Origin of the sequence: Tenebrionibacter intestinalis (assembly GCF_016632365.1) — a bacterium.
GTDB classification, from domain to species: domain Bacteria; phylum Pseudomonadota; class Gammaproteobacteria; order Enterobacterales; family Enterobacteriaceae; genus Tenebrionibacter; species Tenebrionibacter intestinalis.
Genome location: NZ_JAEPBH010000004.1, coordinates 37,030 through 55,999 on the forward strand (window position 1 = coordinate 37,030; position 18,970 = coordinate 55,999).

At 56.4% G+C, this 18,970-nt stretch carries 19 protein-coding genes; 7 read left to right on the forward strand and 12 right to left on the reverse strand.

Annotated features, from left to right (window positions below; all coding sequences use genetic code 11):
- Positions 1–112 precede the first annotated feature (112 nt).
- Positions 113–613: a carboxymuconolactone decarboxylase family protein gene (locus JJB97_RS02495; protein WP_263457839.1), complete on the forward strand. Its 501-nt coding sequence runs from the start codon at positions 113–115 to the stop codon at positions 611–613.
- Positions 606–1,226: a CDP-alcohol phosphatidyltransferase family protein gene (locus tag JJB97_RS02500; RefSeq protein ID WP_238712288.1), complete on the forward strand. Its 621-nt coding sequence runs from the start codon at positions 606–608 to the stop codon at positions 1,224–1,226. The genes JJB97_RS02495 and JJB97_RS02500 overlap by 8 nt, the downstream gene beginning before the upstream one ends.
- On the opposite strand, the gene JJB97_RS02505 is transcribed toward JJB97_RS02500, so the two are convergent.
- The 6 genes from JJB97_RS02505 to xthA all read right to left on the reverse strand — a co-directional run bounded on the left by JJB97_RS02505 (position 1,218) and on the right by xthA (position 7,413).
- The gene (locus JJB97_RS02505; protein WP_238712230.1) at positions 1,218–2,525 is read right to left on the reverse strand and encodes a sulfurtransferase; all 1,308 of its coding nucleotides are present in this window, start codon (positions 2,523–2,525) and stop codon (positions 1,218–1,220) included. The two genes, JJB97_RS02500 and JJB97_RS02505, sit on opposite strands and share 9 nt — an antisense overlap.
- Positions 2,526–2,609: 84 nt before the next feature.
- On the reverse strand, positions 2,610–3,230 hold the full coding sequence (locus JJB97_RS02510; protein WP_238712231.1) for an ATP-binding cassette domain-containing protein: 621 nt from the start codon (positions 3,228–3,230) through the stop codon (positions 2,610–2,612).
- Positions 3,230–4,765 (reverse strand): ABC transporter permease family protein, encoded by a 1,536-nt coding sequence (locus JJB97_RS02515; protein ID WP_238712232.1) that lies wholly within the window; start codon positions 4,763–4,765, stop codon positions 3,230–3,232. Before JJB97_RS02515 ends, JJB97_RS02510 begins: the two co-directional genes overlap by 1 nt.
- A complete protein-coding gene (locus JJB97_RS02520) occupies positions 4,729–5,907 on the reverse strand; it encodes an ABC transporter substrate-binding protein (RefSeq protein WP_238712233.1) in 1,179 nt (392 codons plus the stop codon). The genes JJB97_RS02515 and JJB97_RS02520 overlap by 37 nt, the downstream gene beginning before the upstream one ends.
- A 12-nt stretch (positions 5,908–5,919) precedes the next feature.
- The gene (locus JJB97_RS02525) at positions 5,920–6,600 is read right to left on the reverse strand and encodes a TVP38/TMEM64 family protein (protein ID WP_238712234.1); all 681 of its coding nucleotides are present in this window, start codon (positions 6,598–6,600) and stop codon (positions 5,920–5,922) included.
- A gap of 6 nt (positions 6,601–6,606) precedes the next feature.
- Positions 6,607–7,413 carry an exodeoxyribonuclease III gene (xthA, locus tag JJB97_RS02530; RefSeq protein ID WP_238712235.1) on the reverse strand — a complete coding sequence of 269 codons (807 nt, stop codon included), beginning with the start codon at positions 7,411–7,413 and terminating at the stop codon, positions 6,607–6,609.
- Between the two features lie 463 nt (positions 7,414–7,876).
- Here xthA and JJB97_RS02535 point away from each other — a divergent pair, with 463 nt between their 5' ends.
- The 3 genes from JJB97_RS02535 (at position 7,877) to spy (ending at position 9,973) form a co-directional block, all read left to right on the forward strand.
- Positions 7,877–8,035, forward strand: coding sequence for a hypothetical protein (locus tag JJB97_RS02535; protein WP_238712236.1), 159 nt, complete (start codon positions 7,877–7,879; stop codon positions 8,033–8,035).
- Positions 8,032–9,066 (forward strand): arginine N-succinyltransferase, encoded by a 1,035-nt coding sequence (astA, locus tag JJB97_RS02540; RefSeq protein ID WP_238712237.1) that lies wholly within the window; start codon positions 8,032–8,034, stop codon positions 9,064–9,066. Before JJB97_RS02535 ends, astA begins: the two co-directional genes overlap by 4 nt.
- A 424-nt stretch (positions 9,067–9,490) precedes the next feature.
- On the forward strand, positions 9,491–9,973 hold the full coding sequence (spy, locus tag JJB97_RS02545) for an ATP-independent periplasmic protein-refolding chaperone Spy (protein ID WP_238712238.1): 483 nt from the start codon (positions 9,491–9,493) through the stop codon (positions 9,971–9,973).
- Positions 9,974–10,201: 228 nt separating this feature from the next.
- Here the strand turns inward: spy and nadE are convergent, their stop codons facing one another.
- Complete coding sequence (gene nadE / locus JJB97_RS02550; RefSeq protein WP_238712239.1) at positions 10,202–11,026, reverse strand: ammonia-dependent NAD(+) synthetase; 825 nt, start codon at positions 11,024–11,026, stop codon at positions 10,202–10,204.
- A 239-nt stretch (positions 11,027–11,265) separates the two neighbouring features.
- On the opposite strand from nadE, the gene osmE reads away from it, so the two are divergent.
- A complete protein-coding gene (gene osmE / locus JJB97_RS02555) occupies positions 11,266–11,616 on the forward strand; it encodes an osmotically-inducible lipoprotein OsmE (protein ID WP_238712240.1) in 351 nt (116 codons plus the stop codon).
- Positions 11,617–12,131: 515 nt separating this feature from the next.
- Here osmE and katE read toward each other — a convergent pair.
- Positions 12,132–14,384 carry a catalase HPII gene (gene katE / locus JJB97_RS02560; RefSeq protein WP_238712241.1) on the reverse strand — a complete coding sequence of 751 codons (2,253 nt, stop codon included), beginning with the start codon at positions 14,382–14,384 and terminating at the stop codon, positions 12,132–12,134.
- A 207-nt stretch (positions 14,385–14,591) separates the two neighbouring features.
- Here katE and cedA point away from each other — a divergent pair, with 207 nt between their 5' ends.
- Positions 14,592–14,825 carry a cell division activator CedA gene (cedA, locus tag JJB97_RS02565; RefSeq protein ID WP_238712242.1) on the forward strand — a complete coding sequence of 78 codons (234 nt, stop codon included), beginning with the start codon at positions 14,592–14,594 and terminating at the stop codon, positions 14,823–14,825.
- A gap of 324 nt (positions 14,826–15,149) precedes the next feature.
- On the opposite strand, the gene JJB97_RS02570 is transcribed toward cedA, so the two are convergent.
- The 4 genes from JJB97_RS02570 to hxpB all read right to left on the reverse strand — a co-directional run bounded on the left by JJB97_RS02570 (position 15,150) and on the right by hxpB (position 18,947).
- Positions 15,150–16,541 (reverse strand): L-cystine transporter, encoded by a 1,392-nt coding sequence (locus tag JJB97_RS02570; RefSeq protein WP_238712243.1) that lies wholly within the window; start codon positions 16,539–16,541, stop codon positions 15,150–15,152.
- Positions 16,542–16,681: 140 nt separating this feature from the next.
- Positions 16,682–17,266 (reverse strand): metal-dependent hydrolase, encoded by a 585-nt coding sequence (locus tag JJB97_RS02575; RefSeq protein ID WP_238712289.1) that lies wholly within the window; start codon positions 17,264–17,266, stop codon positions 16,682–16,684.
- Positions 17,267–17,365: 99 nt separating this feature from the next.
- On the reverse strand, positions 17,366–18,127 hold the full coding sequence (gene kduD / locus JJB97_RS02580; RefSeq protein WP_238712244.1) for a 2-dehydro-3-deoxy-D-gluconate 5-dehydrogenase KduD: 762 nt from the start codon (positions 18,125–18,127) through the stop codon (positions 17,366–17,368).
- 151 nt (positions 18,128–18,278) lie between these two features.
- Positions 18,279–18,947 (reverse strand): hexitol phosphatase HxpB, encoded by a 669-nt coding sequence (gene hxpB, locus JJB97_RS02585; protein ID WP_238712245.1) that lies wholly within the window; start codon positions 18,945–18,947, stop codon positions 18,279–18,281.
- Positions 18,948–18,970 lie beyond the last annotated feature (23 nt).

Consider the following 18,970-nt stretch of genomic DNA (forward strand, 5'->3'; position numbering starts at 1 on the left):
TATTATCGTGAGCTTTTGACGAGTCCCGAATCAGGAGCGGCCGGTGAAAAAGCGCGAAGAGTGGGTGGAGCCGATTCAAACCCTACCCGTTAGTTTAAAACCTCTTATAGTCATGCAGAAAAAACACTTTGGCGCCGTACTGAACCCCACGCGCTGGTGGGGGAGAATGCCGCGCCTGTTCTGGCTGGTGGCGCTGTTTGTCGGCTTTCTGGAGCGGCGGCGCGCGCGTTTGTCGCCGGCGCTGCGTTCGCTTCTGATGACCCGCATTTCCCAGTTGTGCCACTGCGCGTTTTGTATCGACGCCAACAGCCTGCGTCTGGCCGAACGCAGTGGCGCGCTGGATAAAGCGCAGGCGGTAAGCGAGTGGCGCGAGTCGCCGCTTTTTTGCGATGAAGAACGTGCCGCGCTGGCTTATGCCGAGGCGGTGACCGCGACGCCGCCGCAGGTGACTGAAGAGATAAAAGCGCAAATGCGGCGATACTTCAGCGATGCGGCGATAACGGAGATGACGGCGCTTATTGCTTTTCAAAATTTGTCCGCCCGCTTTAACGCCGCGCTGGCCATCCCGGCACAGGGGCTGTGCGCCGCATTTAAAGGAAAAAATGATGCTTGATAGTTATCTGCACCCTCGGCTTAAACCCGTGTTAAACCGGCTGGCGGGCATGCTTGATAAGCCTTATGTTACGCCTGACGGCCTTACGCTGTGCGGATTTCTCACAGGTGTGCTGACGCTGCCTTTTCTGGCGCTTGGTTGGTATGCGCCAGCGCTGGCGGCCATTGTGGTCAACCGTCTGCTCGACGGGCTGGACGGCGCGCTGGCGCGCCGGCGCGGCTTAACCGATGCCGGCGGCTTTCTCGATATTGTTTGTGACTTTTTGTTTTATGCGCTGGTGCCGTTTGGCTTTGTGCTGGCCGCGCCTGCGGAAAATGCGCTGGCGGGCGGGTGGCTACTCTTTGCGTTTATCGGCACCGGCAGTAGTTTTCTTGCCTTTGCCGCGCTGGCGGTAAAGCACAATCTTGATAACCCAGGCTATGCGCACAAATCGTTTTACTACCTGGGGGGGCTGACGGAAGGAACGGAGACGATTTTACTGTTTGTGTTGTGCTGTATTTTTCCGGCGTATTTCCCATGGTTTGCCTGGATATTTGGCGCGCTGTGTTGGCTGACCACCACAACGCGCATCTGGAACGGCTATCTTACCCTGCGCTCGCTTATGCTAACGTGAACTTTCCGGCCCGCGTTCCCCCGTGGCGACTGGATTTTGCGGGTGACTGCTCCATTCATACCAGCCGCCATCATAAACTGCGATGTTCTTCCAGCCCATTGCGCGCGCGTACATAAACGTTTCGGATGCGCGCCAGCCGGTGCCGCAGTAAAAGGCGACGTGCTGGTTCGGCCGGATACCCCACTGTTTCCACATTGCAGCGATATCGTCGCTGCTGCGCATGGTGCCGTCCGGATTATGAAAGTCTTCCATATGGGTGGCATCGCTACCGGCGTGACCCCAGCGCGCGCCGGCGATATCGCCTTTGGGTTTAATATAGCTATAGCCGCTGGTCTCACCGATGAATTCAGGCCAGGAGCGGATGCTGACCAGCGAGGCATCCTGGCGGCGCAGCATGCCGCGTGCCTGTTCCATATCTACCATAAGCTGAGGCTGGCCCGGCACTGGCGCGCCAAAATCGCTGGCTGGCGTCACGGTGGGGGGCATGCCTCGCTCAACGGGCAGCCCTGCGTCTGACCATGTTTTCCAGCCGCCGTCCAGCAGGCGTACATCTTTAACGCCCGCATACAGCATGATATGCGCCACGCGCGCGGCGGCGTAAACGTCGCGCCCGTATAAAATCACGGTGGTGTCATGGCGAATGCCGTGTTTTAACAACATCGCTTTGAGTTTATCATCGGAGACTTTATTCCACAGCGGCTCGCTTTCTACGTCATTGGTGTCGATGTAGCCTGCGCCGGGAATGTGGCTTAACAGGTAATATTTGGGCGCGCCCCATCCGGCTTCGAACACTTTCCAGTCTCCTGCAGGCGTGGCGACGACCGGTTTATGCTGTTGTAACTGGTAAAGCCACTGAGGGTAAACCAGTTGCTCGAAGTGGGGCAGTCGCTGCAGGCGATCCGGCGCTTGCAGCGCGTCGCGTAATAGCGAAATGTGTAAGTAGCCTGCCTTGTTCAACCTCGCTCTGACCGCCTGGTTGTCGCTATCGCTACCGTAAAGCGCGATGGCCGAGTCTGGCATGAGATGATGTCGTTTCGCCCAGTCGGCGAGCTGCGTGTCGCTCATCAGACTCAGCCACGACGCAGAGAGATTGAGCGCGGCAGGTTCATGCCCGAAAGCGCCGCCTGGCGCCTGCGGCCAGCCGTTATAAAATGCGCTGGGACGGGTATCAATGACCACGCCATGCTGCTGTCGCAGTTGTGTTAATGTGAAGGAGTGCGGTATAGCCGCAGCGAAGGTGGAAAAGGCGGCGAGACCAAAGGCCATGGTCAGCGCGGTTAGTTGAGAAACACGTTTCATCGACAATCCCGACTTTTTAGAAAAGGAGCGCTATTTTAACTGCGCTGTCGCGAAAAACATTGTGCCAGCACAGGAGCTAGCGCGTTATTGCCAGCGGGATAGCTGAATAACCCGTCCACCGGGAGGAATATCTTCCTCATTGTGCGTAACCAGCACCGCAGGAATATTGAGCGCCTGAATCTGTGCAAAAACCCATTCCCGAAAACCGCTGCGCCGTACGTTATCCAGGCGGCTGAAGGGTTCGTCCAGCAGCAGCGCCTGAGGTTGCGCCAGCAGGGCGCGCAGCAGGCTTATTCTGGCGCGCTCGCCTCCGGAAAGCGTCGCCGGATCGCTGCTAAAAAAGCCGGCAAGCCCGGCGGCCGCTAAAACCTGTTCGACCTTTTGCCGACGCGCCTGGCCCGTAGTGGTTGCGGGCAGCGCCAGAAGCAAATTTTGCCCGACGCTGAACGCGTCAAACAACAGCGCATCCTGAAAGAGGATCCCCAGCCCGCGCTGTGCTGTCGGCAATGCGTCGCAGCGGCGTTCGTTAAGCCACAGTTCGCCGCGTGCGCGAAAAGCCGCAGGCAGCGCGCCGACCATCCAGGCGAAAAGGGTGGACTTTCCGCTGCCGGATGGCCCCATCAGGGTCAAAATTTCCCCGCGTTGTACGCTGAAATTAACCTGTTCCAGCAATGTTTCAATGACCAGATTTTTTACCGTCAACATTATCGTAACCCTTGCCGATAGCGGCCTGCCAGACGGGATAAAAGCGCGGCGGCGCTAAATATCGCCGCGTTTAATAACAAAAGCCACAGCGCTTGCCCGGCCAGTATCGGCGCACTGCCGCCGCTGCTTAACGCTACCGCCTCGGTAGTCAACGTAGCGTAACGTCCTGCGCCAAGCCACTGGGTAGGCATGTACTGCGCTACGCTGACGGAAAAGCCGGTCGCGAAGGCAAGTAGCATTGGGCGAAGCAGCAGCGGACATTTTACCAGCCAGAAAATTTTGCCGCGCTGCCAGCCCTGTGTACTGGCGATGAGCATAAGACGCGGATCAAGCCTGCGCCAGGCGGGCTGTAGCACCAACAGCGTCCACGGCAGTACCCACAGCAAATGCCCCCACAGTACTGCGATATATTCGCCGTCAAGCCTCAGATGTAGCGCAATAGCATACTGGCCTGTGACCAGCGGCAATGCAGGCAGCGCCAGCGGCAGCCACACCCAGCGCGCGCCGCGCCGCGGCCCCCATTCCAGCCAGAGCATAGCCAGCGCCAGCGCGATAATGGCTGAAAAGAGGCCAAACGAAAGGCTGGCGTTGAGCGGGGCGAGAGTTATACCGCCATAGCGCGCCAACAGCAGCAGGACAAGCGCGCAGAGCAGGCCGGTTAACGGCAGCAGCCAGCCGAGCGCGTTGCCGATAACCGGCGCGCGGGAGCGATAGCGAATGCCGGTTGTCGCAGGAAGAGTACGCCGCCAGGCCTGCCAGGCGTAGAACCCGGCGATGGACATGAGCGCAAGTAACAAAAGTAAAACCAGGCACAGCAGCGTGCCTTTAGCCTGCTGTTGCGCATCGCCCTGGCTGAGCCACTGCCAAGCCAGCACTGCGAGCGTAGGCGGGTTGCCGGGGCCAAGAATGATGGCCACGTCAACTACCGAAATTGACCATGCCGCTACCGCCAGCATGACTGCGCCAAGCGCCGGAGCGATTGCGGGCAGCACCAGCCAGCATAAACCCTGAAGACGCCCGTAACCGAACGTCTTCAGTATTACCATTTTTTGCGCCAGCGCTTTTTCCGGCAGAGCGGCGTAGATAGCCCACAAAACAAACGCGCTCTCCTTTACCGCCAGCGTCAGGCCAAGCCCCACGCCATAGGGATCGGACAGCGCGGAGCAGGCGCTACAGAGTCTGTAAAACGCGCCGCCTTCGGCAAAAATTAGCAGGGCGGCGGTGGCAAAGGCGACGTGGGGAATAGCCAGCAGCCAGGGCAGGCGCGTGCTCAGCCGCCGCCAGCGTGCGCCGGGCCACAGCGCAGCGACAATGCAAAGCGCGATAGCCAGCGCGCCGAGGGTGGCTATCAGCGTTGAAACTAGTGTGGCGGCCAGCGCCGGTAGGAGCTGCGGATCGCGTACCATTTCCCGCCATGCGGTTTTGGAAAGCGCCGGCGCGATAAGTATTGCGCCAGCCGGGATGAGCGGCAAATAGATAACCGCCATCGCTATTCGGATTAGCCAGCCTTGCGGGTGGCGTAGCGTCGAAGCCATTCCTGCTCCAGTGCGTTAATCCATGCGGCGTGAGGTTCCGCCAGCACGTCCGGCAAATCCGGGGGGGTAAACTGGCGAAGCGCCCGGGCCTGGTCGCCAGTCAGTTTTTGCCCGTCCAGCACGCCTGGATCGCCCCAGACGTTGGGGTTGGCCTTACGTATCTGCGCCTGCGGGGAAAGGAGGAAATTAGCGACAATCTTTGCCCCTGCGCTGGCGGCGCTGTTGGCCGGTATTGCCACAAAGTGCACGTTGCCGATCATTGCGTTGAAGCCAAAGCTGAAACTGTCTGCGGGCAGTTCACCGCAGGCCGCCTTTTGTTGCGCGTGGGCTGGATTAAAGGTTATCGACAGGTTCAAACGGCCCGCGGCGAGCAGTGTATCCATACGCGCAGGTGAAGGGGGGAAATCTTTTCCCTCACGCCATAAGTAAGGATGCAGCGCGTCGAGGTAGCGCCACAGCGGGGCGGTGACCGCCGCGAAAGTAGCACTTTGCGGCGGTGCGTTTAGCGCTTCGGGAGTTGCGCTCAGCGCCAGTAGAAGCTGTTCCAGAAAGGCAGTGCCGGTAAAATCGGGTGGACGCGGGTAAGTGACTTTCCCCGGATGCTGGCGTGCGTATTCAAGCAGCGCGTTGGGGCTGCGCGGTGCGACCGGCATGCTCTGTTTACGGCCAATAAAGGTTAACTGCGCGCTGCCCCAGGGCGACTCTGCGCCGTCGGTGGGGAGGGCGAAATCTTTTGTCACGGGCTTTGTTGTATCAACGTAGCGCCAGTTTGGCAGGGTTTGCGCCCAGCCGGTTTGCAGCAGATTCGCCTGTTTTAACGTGTGGAAATTTTCACCGTTTATCCACAACAGGTCGACCGAGCCGTTTGTGCGGCGCCCGGCGGCGGCCTCGGTCTGGATGCGCTTAACGGCATCGGCGGCGTCCGCCAGATGGACGATTTTAAGGTTGATGGCGTAATAGGTTTTTACCTCGCCGCTAACCCAGTCCAGATAACGATTTACCGCCTCATCGCCGCCCCAGGCGTTGAACCAGACGGTTTGACCTTTTGCCTCCTGCTGCACGGCCTGCCAGTCCGGGTTAGCAAGCAGCGGGCCAGACAGCAGCAGGCCGGAAAGAAATAGACATAAACGCGCACGGCGCATAATGTTTACCTGTTAGTGTGATGAACGAAAATAGCGAGTCAGCAGCCAGCGGGTTATCAGCGGCAATAACCCCAGTAGCGTAAACGCAAACAGTATACCCGGCGACAGGATATCGCGCAGGGAGGTCAACCGCCCGAGTTCGCGCCCGGCGTTAAGTACCAGAGCCGTCATGGGCAGCATCGCTGCCTGGCTAACCCACCAGTAGCGACGTATATCAAGCGAGGTCAGGCCTGCCAGAAGGTTGACCAGAAAAAAGGGAAAAAACGGCATTAGCCGCAGAGCGAAAAGATAGAAGGCGCCGTCGCGGGCGAGGCCGCGATTAAAGTAGGTCATTTGTTTTGCGAAGCGGCGCGCGACCCAGTCGCGCAGCAGATAGCGACTGGCAAGCATCGCCAGCGTCGCGCCGAGCGTTGATGCAAATGAAACCAGCAACAGCCCCTGCCAGAAGCCGAACAGCGCGCCGCCAAGAAGAGTCAGGATTGCCGCGCCCGGAATTGACAGCATTGCGATCGCCGCGTAAAGCATGAAATAAAGCGCGGCGCTTCGGGTCGGCATCTGGCTGACGTGCGCCGCCAGCGCCTGCTGCTGCGCGCTGAGCGTCTGCATTGTCAGCCAGCCGGAAGGAAGTAAAACAACGATAATGAAAAATGCGCCCGGCAGAGCGCACAGTAGCATAATTTTAGGGATTTTCACGTGACGTTACAGCCTGAAGGTTGCCCAGACCGGCGCATGATCGGACGGTTTTTCCATGCTGCGGATAGCGTAATCGATTCCCGTTTCAACGCAGCGCTCCGCCAGCGGCTGGCTTGCCAACAGTAGATCGATACGCAGGCCGCGGTTGTCGTCAAAACCTTTCGAACGATAGTCAAACCATGAGAAGCGATCCTGCGTTTGCGGGTTTGCAGTACGGAAGGTATCAACCAGTCCCCAGTCAAGCAGGCGCCCCATCCATTCACGCTCTTCCGGCAGGAACGAACATTTACCGGTGCGCAGCCAGCGTTTACGGTTCTCATCGCCGATGCCGATATCCCGATCGGTCGGACTGATATTCATATCACCCATAATCAACACAGGCTGGTCGCGCTTTAATTCGGTTTCCAGATAGGACTGAAGGTTCTGGTAAAACATCGCTTTCGCCGGAAATTTCAGGGGATGGTCGCGGCTTTCGCCCTGGGGAAAGTAGCCGTTGATGACCGTTATGTTGCCCAACGGCGATGGGATCTCAGCCATGATGATACGGCGCTGGGCGTCTTCGCCGTCCCCGGGAAAGCCGCGTCGTACTGAAACCGGTGTGGCTTTAGTCAACAGCGCCACGCCGTAATGGCCTTTCTGACCGTGATAGAACACGTTATAGCCAAGCTTTGCGACGTCTTCGAGTGGGAACATATCATCGTGAACTTTGGTTTCCTGTAAGCCGATAACGTCGGGCTGATGCTGTGCGATGATGGCTGCCAGTTGATGGGGGCGGGCACGCAGGCCGTTGATATTAAATGAGACGAATTTCATAGTCACGCCAATGTGCAGGTTGAATAGTGGCAGCGATGGTATCAGAAAATAGTGTGCTGCGCTTTTGTCGTGATGGCGGCGTACAGCCCGCGCCGCTGTGGGGAGCTGGCTGTACGTAACGGTGTGAAAAAACGCAGAAATTTTTGCCGCGATCACATTTCTGGAAAGTTCTTCGCCCTTGCATAATTTTTCTTATTTTTGTACCGCGCAGGCCGGTTGTGGACAGTTATACATTTTTATATGCAGATTTTATGCGTATCCGCTGCATTTAACCTGTTGATATTGCGTTAATGACGTTGATATATGCGTTTTCCCGGCTGGCCGGCGTGAAGCGCGCGATCTACAGTCAGAATTGAAGTTAATCCGAAAGGTAATTTTTTTATTACTGCGGGTTAACTGCATGAGACGGTAATGTCACCCTCCGTTATCCGTAAAGGTTTTGACCGCCTGCTGGCGCCGGGGTATGCGGGAAAAGCGAAAACGCTGTTGCACGGCGGCAGATGAAGGGGAAGTGGCGCTTATTGCAGGCGCTGAGGTGGTGCGGTTTACGCCGTCGTTGATTATCGTTGAACGGGATCCTGATAAAGGTATGGCGCGCTTCGTACTGGAGAGGTCCGTATGACATTTATTCGCCCTGTGGCCCGCGCCGATCTCCGCGCGCTGATGGCGCTGGCGGCCAAAACCGGCGGCGGCCTGACGTCGCTGCCCGCCGATGAGGCGGCGCTTGCGGCACGTATTGAACGTTCGCTGCGTACCTGGAATGGTGAATTGCCCCCGGGCGAGCGGGGATATACCTTTGTGATGGAGGACGCGGCAGTCGGGCGCGTGGTTGGGGTTTGCGCTATTGATGTTGCGGTAGGGCTGGCTGAGCCTTGGTATACCTATCGAGTTGGCTCGCTGGTGCATGCGTCGAAAGCGCTGGGTGTGTATAACGCGCTGCCGGCGTTGTCGCTCAGCAACGACCACGTCGGCTGTAGCGAGCTATGCACGCTGTTTCTCGACCCCGCCTGGCGCAAGGAGGGCAACGGCTACCTGCTATCTAAATCGCGTTTTTTGTTCATCGCGGCGTTTCGCGAGCGCTTTAGCGACAGGCTGGTAGCGCAGATGCGTGGCGTGAGCGATCCTCAGGGACATTCGCCGTTCTGGGACAGTCTGGGCTACCATTTTTTTTCTATGGACTTCAGCCGCGCCGATCGTCTGTGCGCAACCGGTAAAAAAGCCTTTATTGCCGGGCTGATGCCAGGGCACCCTGTTTATATCGCCTTCCTTACCCCGCAGGCGCAGGCCGCGATAGGTGTAGTACATCCGCAGACGGCGCCTGCGCGGGCGGTGCTGGAAGCGGAAGGGCTGCGCTATCGTCATTACATTGATATAGTTGACGGCGGCCCGACGCTGGAAGGTGAGACGGACCGGGTGCGTGCGGTCTGCGAAAGTAGACGGATTGCCGCCCGCGTCGGCGAGCCGCCCCCTGGCGAGTGGCCCCTGTGTCTGGTCGCAAATGAACATTACACTGACTTCCGCGCTATTTTACTGGCAGGCGATCCGTGCGCGGCAACGCTCACCCTCAGCGCGGCGGCGGCGGATGCGCTGAACTGGCGTGTGGGTGAGCCGCTGCGGCTGGTGCGCCTGATTCCTGAGGGGAAATGCCCGTGACGCAGCGGGTTAGCGGGAAGCCGATGAGCATGAGCGGGAGTCTGGGGTGTTACCTGACCCGGCGCCAGCCTCAGGGCTGCAGGCAGGATTAACGCGGGCGAGGTTGTAAATTTCCGCTGTATCACCGCGAAAATACCACACTAATGTAAGCGGGAAATATTCAGATTAATCCAGTTATGCAACTTTATTTTATTTCTGTAATACGATAGAGTTTTTGAATAAACTTTTTAAAATCAATCTGTTGATATTATATTTTGCAAATATTCTTTAACTCTCCTTATTTTCATCATAATTGACGTTTTTTTGTTTTCTATACTTTCACTGTTTTACGCCGCCTGTGATTACTTGACCTGAGGCATCGTAAACTTATTTTCGTCAACGCGATGAACCTGTCGCGGATTAACTGAAAAAGGATAAAGATACTATGCGTAAATTAACGGCGATTATTGTAACCTCTGCTCTGGCCCTGGGCGCAGCTAACCTGGCGCACGCGGCCGACAGCAGCACGGTTGTGAAAGAAGACGCTGCAAAAATGCAGGCGCATAAAGGGCCGCGCGGTCCGCATATGATGATGTTCAACGGCCTGAATCTGAGCGATGCGCAAAAGCAGCAGGTACGCGAAATTATGAAAGCCGAGCGTGAGAAAATGACGCGCCATGTTCAAAATGACCGTAAAGCGATGCGTGATGTGGTCGCCAGCGACAGCTTCGATCGGTCGAAAGCGCAAGCGCTTATTGACAGCCGTACCGCCGGGCACAAAGAACGTATGCTCTCTATGCTCGAAACGCAGAATAAAATTTATAATATTTTGACGCCGGAGCAGAAAAAGCAGTTTGTCGCCAATTTCGATAAAATGCCTAAAGAGCCGCGCGGCCCGCATATGAAAAAACCGGCTGCCGACGAATAATTTTCCGCCAGTCACAGGCCCGCAGAATAATCCAGGCTGCTCGCGTAATACCGTGAATGGTCATACTGGCCGCTTAAAAGGTTAAGGGCGCGTTTTGTTCACCTGAAGTTCGATGGAAAAGGGAACGTCAGGCGAACGGGCAAAGCGGGCCGCAGCGGCCCGCTTTGCCAACGCCTGCGGTAGCGCAAAGCTGTCGCAGCCTGGCAGATGTGGTTGCTGTGAAAAGCGTTATTTCCAGAAGTCGTCGAAGACCGTAATCGGCAGATGACGCTTGTGCTCGGTTTTCAGATACCAACCTTCGATAAGGGCGGTAACTCGGGCATCCAGTGTTTTACCTTCCAGATAGTTATCAATATCCTCGTAGGTCACGCCCAGGGCCGCTTCGTCCGCCAGAGCGGGGCGTTCGTCTTCCAAATCCGCCGTTGGCGTTTTATTGTAGAGGTGCGGTGGGCAGCCGAGATGTTTAAGCAACTGTTTGCCCTGGCGCTTATTAAGGCGAAACAGCGGGTTAATATCTGTGCCGCCGTCGCCGTATTTGGTGTAAAAACCGGTCAGTGCTTCGGCGGCGTGATCGGTACCCACGACCACGCCGCCTGTCATGCCCGCAATGCTGTACTGTGCTTTCATGCGCTCGCGCGCTTTTTCATTGCCGCGCACAAAATCGCTCAGCGTGATACCGGCATCAAGCAACGCCTGCTCGCTGGCGAGCACGGCGCTTTTGATATTCACAGTCAGTACCCTGTCCGGCTCAATGAAGGCCAGCGCATCCTGGCAGTCCTTCTCGTCGGCCTGGACGCCGTAGGGCAGGCGCACGGCAATAAACTGATACTCGCTGTTGCCGGTTTCGTCACGCAATTCGCGGATGGCTAACTGACTTAGTTTACCGGCAAGTGTGGAGTCCTGGCCGCCGCTGATGCCAAGCACCAGCGTTTTGAGAAACGGATAGCGCATCAGGTAGTGCTTGAGGAAGTCGATACTGCGGCGCACTTCATATTCGGCGTCTATCGTTGGCTGGACGCCCAGCGCCCGGATAATCTCTTGCTGTAGGCCCATAATCCCTCCGTAAAATAACGCGCCCACAGGGGGCGAAACGTTATTTTAAACTAACCTGCCGCAGTGAAAACGACAAGTCGGCGCCAGGTTTTCCCCTGCCGCAGGGGCGATGATTAGCCCCGGGCGGACGAAAGGGCGGCCCCCTGTTCATTATCTGTGCGTCAGATCGTTAACAAGTTGAAAAAAATTGATTTATATTCCAGGCTTACCGGACATGCTGAAACAAAAGAGGAAGAAAAATGAACAAATTTGCAGGAGTTCTGAGCGCAGCGGCAGTTTTCGCGTTACTGGCGGGGTGTACGGCCTACGATCGCACTAAAGATCAGTTTACGCAGCCGGTTGTTAAAGACGTCAAAAAAGGGATGACCCGGGAGCAGGTACGCCAGATTGCCGGACAGCCTTCTTCAGAAGTCTCAATGGTACACGCGCGCGGTACGTGCCAGACTTACATACTGGGCCAGCGTGGTAATCATCTTGAAACCTATTTTGTTGCGCTGGATGAGACCGGTCGCGTGATGAATTCAGGCTATCAGAGCTGCGCTGATTACGATACCGATCCGCAGTCGCCGCAGAAGAAAGCGTTCCGCTGACAGGCCGGAAGGCAGGTTAAATAACCGGCAGCTTAATGACAGTGGCTTCTCCTGCCCTGCGAGCGGTACGCTGGCAGGGTATTTTATTTCATAAAACTATTACAAAATACTGCCTGCTCCTTCACGCTCTCCTTCGCATTATCCATAACAGATATTCTTACTGCCGTATTGCGGCCCGCGCATATTTGCCGCGCCGGCCCTGACGGGCGGGCGCTTATGCGTAGAAGCCGTCCTTCCTGTCCGAAATGCCTTCACGCTAAGCGCCGGTGAATTAGCAATTTGCAAGGCAGGCCCATACGTGGGGATTATCACGATGCAGCCCTGCTCAGACCTGCGCCGTTTAAGGAAAAAACCGGCCGGGCAGGCCAGCGCTGGTTAGATAACACCGGGGATAAAAAACGGTTTTTTGCCCGCGTTGCGCCAAGCATCCAGAATACAGGATGCTTTTCCGGGGTTAACTTCCAGCGATATCGGGCCGACACTGTCCGGCCCGGTTTAAAAGAGGCTTGCGTTTGTCAGGCCGGTACGCTGGCGATTTTGCTCTCGCGTGACCAGACGCGATGCGCGGCCAACTGCTGCAGAAAATCGTCAATAAAGCTGCCGCTGGCGTCATCGGCTTCCACCAGCCCATCTTCTGCGGCGCTGTCCACCGCCAGCTTTTTGCGCAACTGGCGGGCATCGCCCAGCAGGCCGACGACTTTCAGATGTTTCCAGGCTTCGAGCAGATAGTATATCGCATCGCCGTTATCCCTTATGGCGTCGATATCTCCGCAGGGAACAATCACCGCATCAACGGTCACCGATGGCGTATTGGTGAACGTACCCGCCACGGGGATCTGCGATCCGTCGTCGGCCAGGGCTTCTCCCATACGGCTGTAAAGCAGCTTCGCGTGTACGCCTGCGGCTTTAAGCCCCTTCAGCACGGCCAGCAGATCGGCTGAACGGACTTTATCGTTCAACAGCACCGCCACCACACGGCCTTTCACAGTGCCGTCCGGTACGGCGTACAGACTCAGGGTTGGATCTTTTTTCACGCCGTTGACGTCTTTTGGCGGCGTGAGATTTAACTGCTCGCCGGTGAGTTCAATACCGAGATTTTGCGCTACAGCCTGAGCCAGTTGGCTGTCGATATGCGCGAGATGGTCAACCACACGCTCGCGAATATAGGCGCGTCCTACTTTGCTCAGTTCAAAGCTGAAGGCATCAATAATATGCTGTTGCTCTGCCGGCGTCTGGCTAAGCCAGAACAGACGCGGGTGGGCGTAATATTCGGAAAATGACGGGCTACGCTCGCGAATTTTAGTGCCGTCAACGCGTTCCTGATAAGATTCAAACCCGCCGCGGTGCGGCCCCGGCGGCGTTTCGCGCGGCCAGTTGTCGTTAATTGAGTTGGGTTCATAGTTGGCTGGGTTAGTGTCGATATCCATGCGGTGCATGCCATCGCGCTGGAAATTGTGATACGGGCAGACCGGGCGATTAATCGGAATTTCATGGAAGTTGGGACCGCCAAGACGGCTTATCTGGGTATCGGTGTAGGAGAAGAGCCGACCCTGTAACAGCGGATCGTTGCTAAAATCCACTCCTGGTACGATGTGGCCCGGGTGAAACGCCGCCTGTTCGTTTTCTGCAAAGAAATTGTCCGGGTTGCGATTGAGAGTCATTTTACCTACCCGATGTACCGGCACCAGCGCCTCAGGGATGAGCTTGGTTGGGTCGAGCAGGTCAAAGTCAAATTTGAATTCATCCTCTTGCGGGATAAGCTGTAATCCCAGCTCATATTCCGGGTAGTCGCCCGCTTCAATGGCTTCCCAGAGATCGCGGCGATGAAAATCGGGGTCGCGACCGATGAGTTTCTGGGACTCATCCCATAATAGCGAGGCTTTACCTGCAAGCGGTTTCCAGTGAAAACGCACAAAAGTGGCTTTGCCTTCGGCGTTAATCAGGCGAAACGTGTGAATACCGAAGCCTTCCATTGTGCGGTAGCTGCGCGGCAGACCGCGATCGGACATGGCCCATATCACGTTATGCAGCGTTTCAGGCTGAAGCGAGACGTAATCCCAGAAGGTGTCGTGTGCGCTGGCGCCCTGCGGAATAGCCCAGTGCGGCTCTGGCTTTACCGCGTGGACGAAATCGGGGAACTTCATCGCATCCTGTAAAAAGAAGATGGGCGTGTTATTGCCTACCAGGTCGAAGATACCTTCATCGGTATAAAATTTAGTGGCGAAACCGCGGATGTCACGCACCGTATCGGCAGAGCCTGCGCCGCCCTGGACGGTCGAAAAACGAACGAACACCGGCGTCTCTTTATCTGCCTCGGCCAGGAAGGAGGCCTTAGTTATATCGGCAAGGCTTTTATAGGCGCGAAAAACGCCGTGCGCCGCTGAACCGCGAGCGTGAACGATGCGTTCGGGAATGCGTTCGTGGTCAAAATGGGTGATTTTTTCCCGCAGGATAAAATCTTCCAGCAGCGTAGGGCCGCGTGTACCCGCACGCAGGGAGTTTTGATCGTCGGCAATACGCACGCCCTGGTTGGTCGTCAGCGGGAAATCTTCGCTGCCTTTGCGAAAGGGCTCCAGCGCTTGCAGCTTTTCGGAGGTGGTTTGCGGCGCTTTCAGGCTGCCGGGCGCGGTGGGCTGCTCACCGGGGGCGCTGGGCGCCGGTTGCGGGCGATGAGAGTCATCCTCCGGCGCCAGCGAGTCGAGGCCAGGTTTTGATTCCCGGTCATCATGAATTGGGGCGGTTTGCGGTGGTTTATTCTGTTTCGACATTGTACACGTCTCCTTTTCAGTACTGAAATCGGGATTTTTTATCTCAACTGTGTGATAAAAAATCTCTCTAACTATAGAACACGTGAGGAAAAATGGTTTTTACCAACCGGAAACCGTGTTGACAGCGCACGTGACGCGCGACGGGGGAGGTGCAAATCCGTTATCATTTATCTTTGTTTGTCAGAAGTGAAACGATATCCGCCGCTTATGAAACAATTACGCCAACCGAATCGAGAGATAATCAGCTATACCCCCCGCGTGGAGCCTGCGCCGCCGACCCACGCGCAGCGGCTTGACGACTATCGGGATGTCTGGTTATTGCGCGGTAAATTCGTGGCGTTTGTGCTGGCAGGCGATACATTTTGCCGCTCTCCAGCCTTTGAGATGCCGCAGGCCGCGCAGCGCTGGGCCGACCAGATGCGCCAGGATGACGAGGTATAAATCCGCTGGCGAGGGGGGCAAAAAACGCTACAGAGTACCCTGCGGCGTAAAGCTGGTCAGAGAAGGTTAAGTGGGGGCGTTCACCGGAGGCCGGACTTCAGGCGAACGGGCAAAGCGGCCCGCTTTGTAAACGCCTGCGACACAGCAAAGATATTACCGCTTCGCGGCGCGCTCACCGTCGGCCTTAGCTTGTTTTCGCCTGCGGTTCGCTGAAATCAGCGAACCGCGGTAAGCCTGCACACGCTAATCAACATTACGTATGCGGCTTTTTGGTTTACGGAATAAAGCGCCTGCGCGGCTGCGGCGATAGTATTACCGTATGGCTTAGCGATGGGCCAGCTCGGCCTCGTCTTCGCTGTTCATTATTTGTTTGTCGGTCTGGCGCAAAAGCTGGCTTGTGATTGTCCCGGCGGTCATGGAGCCGCTGACGTTAAGCGCCGTACGTCCCATATCGATAAGCGGTTCGACGGAAATAAGCAGCGCTACAAGCGTAACCGGCAGCCCCATAGCAGGCAGCACGATCAGCGCGGCGAAAGTGGCGCCGCCGCCAACGCCTGCGACGCCTGCGGAACTAATAGTAACAATACCGACAAGCGTTGCGATCCAGACCGGATCGAGCGGATTAATGCCCACAGTCGGCGCGACCATTACCGCCAGCATGGCCGGATACAGGCCAGCGCAGCCGTTCTGGCCGATAGTCGCGCCAAAAGAGGCGGAAAAACTGGCGATAGATTCCGGTATGCCAAGCCGGCGAGTCTGAGCTTCAACGTTCAGCGGAATGCTGGCTGCGCTGGAACGGCTGGTAAAAGCAAAGGTCAGTACCGGCCAGACTTTACGGAAATATTTCATCGGGCTGACGCCGGACAGCGTCAGCAGCAGCGCGTGTACCGCAAACATAATGGCCAGCCCCAGATAAGACGCCACCACGAAGCTGCCGAGTTTAATAATTTCGTGCAGGTTCGAACTGGCAACGACTTTGGTCATCAGCGCCAGTACGCCGTAGGGGGTAAGCAGCATAACCAGGCGTACCAGCTTCATCACCCAGCTTTGCAGGGTGTCAATGGCAATCAGCACGCGTTCGCCTTTCGGCGCGTCTTCTTTAAGCAGCTTCAGCGCAGCCACGCCAAGGAACGCGGCGAAGATAACGACGCTGATGATGGACGTTGGATTAGCGCCGGTCAGGTCGGCAAACGGGTTTTTCGGTACAAAAGACAAAATCAACTGCGGCGCCGTCAGGTCGGCCACTTTACCCGCGTAGCTGGACTCAATAGCGTTAAGTCGCGCGGTTTCCGCACTGCCCTGTACCAGACCTTCGGCCGTCAGACCAAACAAATTGGTTACCAATATGCCAACCAGCGCAGCGATTAGCGTCGTAAACAGCAAAGTACCAATGGTCAGCACGCTGATTTTACCGAGCGAAGAAGCATTATGCAGGCGCGCTACGGCGTTAAGGATGCAGGCGAATACCAGCGGCATAACAATCATCTGCAATAGCTGTACATAGCCGTTGCCCACAATGTTAAACCACGTGATAGATTCTTTCAGAGTCGGGCTGTTCGCGCCATAAATTAGCTGTAGCGCAAGGCCAAAGACGACGCCGACGCCAAGGCCGACCAGCACTTTTCTGGCCAGACTCCACTGCCGGCGACGCATTTGCGCCAGGCCTGACAGCAGAATGGCGAACACAATGATGTTCGCAATAAGTGGAAAATTCATCCCCGTTTCTCCTGAGTTTTTTCTGGCCTGCACGTTTCAGCAGCCGTTTAAGGTGCGCAAGGTTATCAGAACTGGAAAGCGGAGGTTTATATTCAAAAGGAATTGCTTATGCCATTTTTGATATAAAAAATGGTCGGTTGCTAGTGCTGGTTATTAATAAAGTGATTAAACCGCTGTTGTACCGCTGTAATTATCTCGCTGGTCCAGCGTACCGCTTCATTTTTCTGCACATTTTGCGGCATCCACAGCGCAAAAATAAACAACGCCACGCACAAAATGCGCTCCAGCGGATTGCCTTTTTGCGTTGTCACAACCGGCAGACGAAAGCGCCAGCGGCAGGGCCACAGTAACGGTACGCCCGCAGGCGTTAGCATATCGGCAAGAATATGGCTCAGATAACCCAAAACCATGCCCTGTACGGCATCTGCCGGCACCAGCGAGCTATCGGGTATTTTTAAATAAAAGAGCGCCAGGGCCGCGAATACGGCCAGCAGACTGTGAGTGAAGCCACGGTGGCCGAACATGCGCGCCACCGGGCGAGAAACCCAGGGGATGCGCTGCCCGAGAAAAGATTTAGGATGATCGATGTCTGGTAAAAGGCAGGTTAGCACGGCGCCGGCAACGATGCGCCACCAGTCGCCCTGAACCAGCACAGGCGTCAGTTCAGCGTTTTTAGCAAATACCGCACAGGCGATGGAAAAGAGCAGGTGGCCTTCCGCCGTCATGATGCAACCCGAGATAACTGTCAATGCATCCAGTATAGGGTTTTTATACAGGGGAAGAAAGGGTGACGTTGTAACTCTTTTTAACGCCACCCAACCGCGTTAGCGCGCCAGCCAGCCGCCGTCTACGGCGAGCGTGTAACCGTTAACATAGGCTGATGCATCCGAAGCGAGAAAAACGACCGGCCCGCTGAGATCGTCCGGTTCGCCCCAGCGTCCGGCGGGAATGCGGCCCAAAATTTCACTGTTGCGGCTTTCGTTATCGCGCAGCGCCTGCGTGTTGTTGGTTGCCATATAGCCAGGCGCGATAGCGTTAACGTTGATGCCATGCTGCGCCCATTCGTTGGCCAAAAGGCGCGTTAACCCCATGACGCCGCTTTTGGCAGCCGTATATGACGGCACCCGAATGCCGCCCTGGAAAGAAAGCATGGAGGCAATATTGATGATTTTACCGCCGCTGTACTGACGGATGAACTGCTTTGCGACTGCCTGAGAAAGGAAAAAGAGGGTTTTCAGGTTGAGATTAAGTACGTCATCCCAGTCCTGTTCGGTGAAATCCAGCGCATCGGCGCGGCGAATAGTACCGGCATTGTTGACCAGAATATCAATGCGCCCCAGCGTTTCTATGGCATGAGAAACAATGCGCGGTATAGCCTGTTGGCTGCTGAGATCGGCCTGAACAGCCGTCATGCGTCGGCCAAGCGCGGTGACTTTTTCTGCCGTTTCGTGCGGCGTTTTGCGGCTTACGCCAACAATATCGCACCCTGCCTGCGCCAGCCCCAGCGCCATACCCTGGCCCAGACCCGTGTCACAACCCGTAACGATGGCAACTTTGCCGTGAAGTGAGAATTTATCCAGTATCATAATTGCACCTGTTCTTTGTGCGGAAAATACCGCGCCGTATACTTTTATGGCCAGAATAGGCGGCAGGAAAACAAATTACAATTAAAATGAAATGCTGTTTTAGAAAATTATTCGTCGGGTCGCATTTTTTGCGCCCGACGATTAAGAGAGATTACAGCCCCAGGTGGCGCGGGGTGAGTTCGCTAAGACTTGCCAGCTTTTCATCTGCCAGCGCCCAGCGGGGGTCGCTGCGGTTTTCGATAGCCGGAACCACGACAGCGCGCATTCGCGCCGCTTTGACGGCAATCATTCCGTTAACCGAGTCTTCAAACGCCACGCAGCACAGCGGATCGACGCCAAGCTGAGCGGCGGCGTTGAGGTAAACCTGCGGATGGGGTTTGCTGTAGGGCAGGTTTTCCGCTGAAGCGAGCGTGTCGAAATGATCGCGCAATTCAAACAGGGTCAGCACACGTTCGAGCATGCGCAGCGGCGAGGCCGAGGCCAGCCCAATTTTCAGGCCGCGTGATTTGCATAATGCGACGGCGTCCTTTACACCCGGCAGCAGCGGGCGTTCTTCTTCCACCAGCGTTATCGCGCGGGTGATAATGCGTTGGGTAACCTCATCTTTCGACGGGCCGTTCCAGGGCTGGCGGGCAAACCACATATCCACGACCAGATCGATGCGCAGGCCCAGCGGGTCCGGCAGTTCATTGCGGCGCGTAATATCCACGCCGACAGAAGCCAGAACTTCCAGTTCCGCCCGGTCCCAGAGCGGTTCGGAATCAATGAGTAATCCATCCATATCAAATATTGCGGCAAGTATCTGGCGCTGCTCCGACATCAGTGACGGCTCCTGTTCAATAA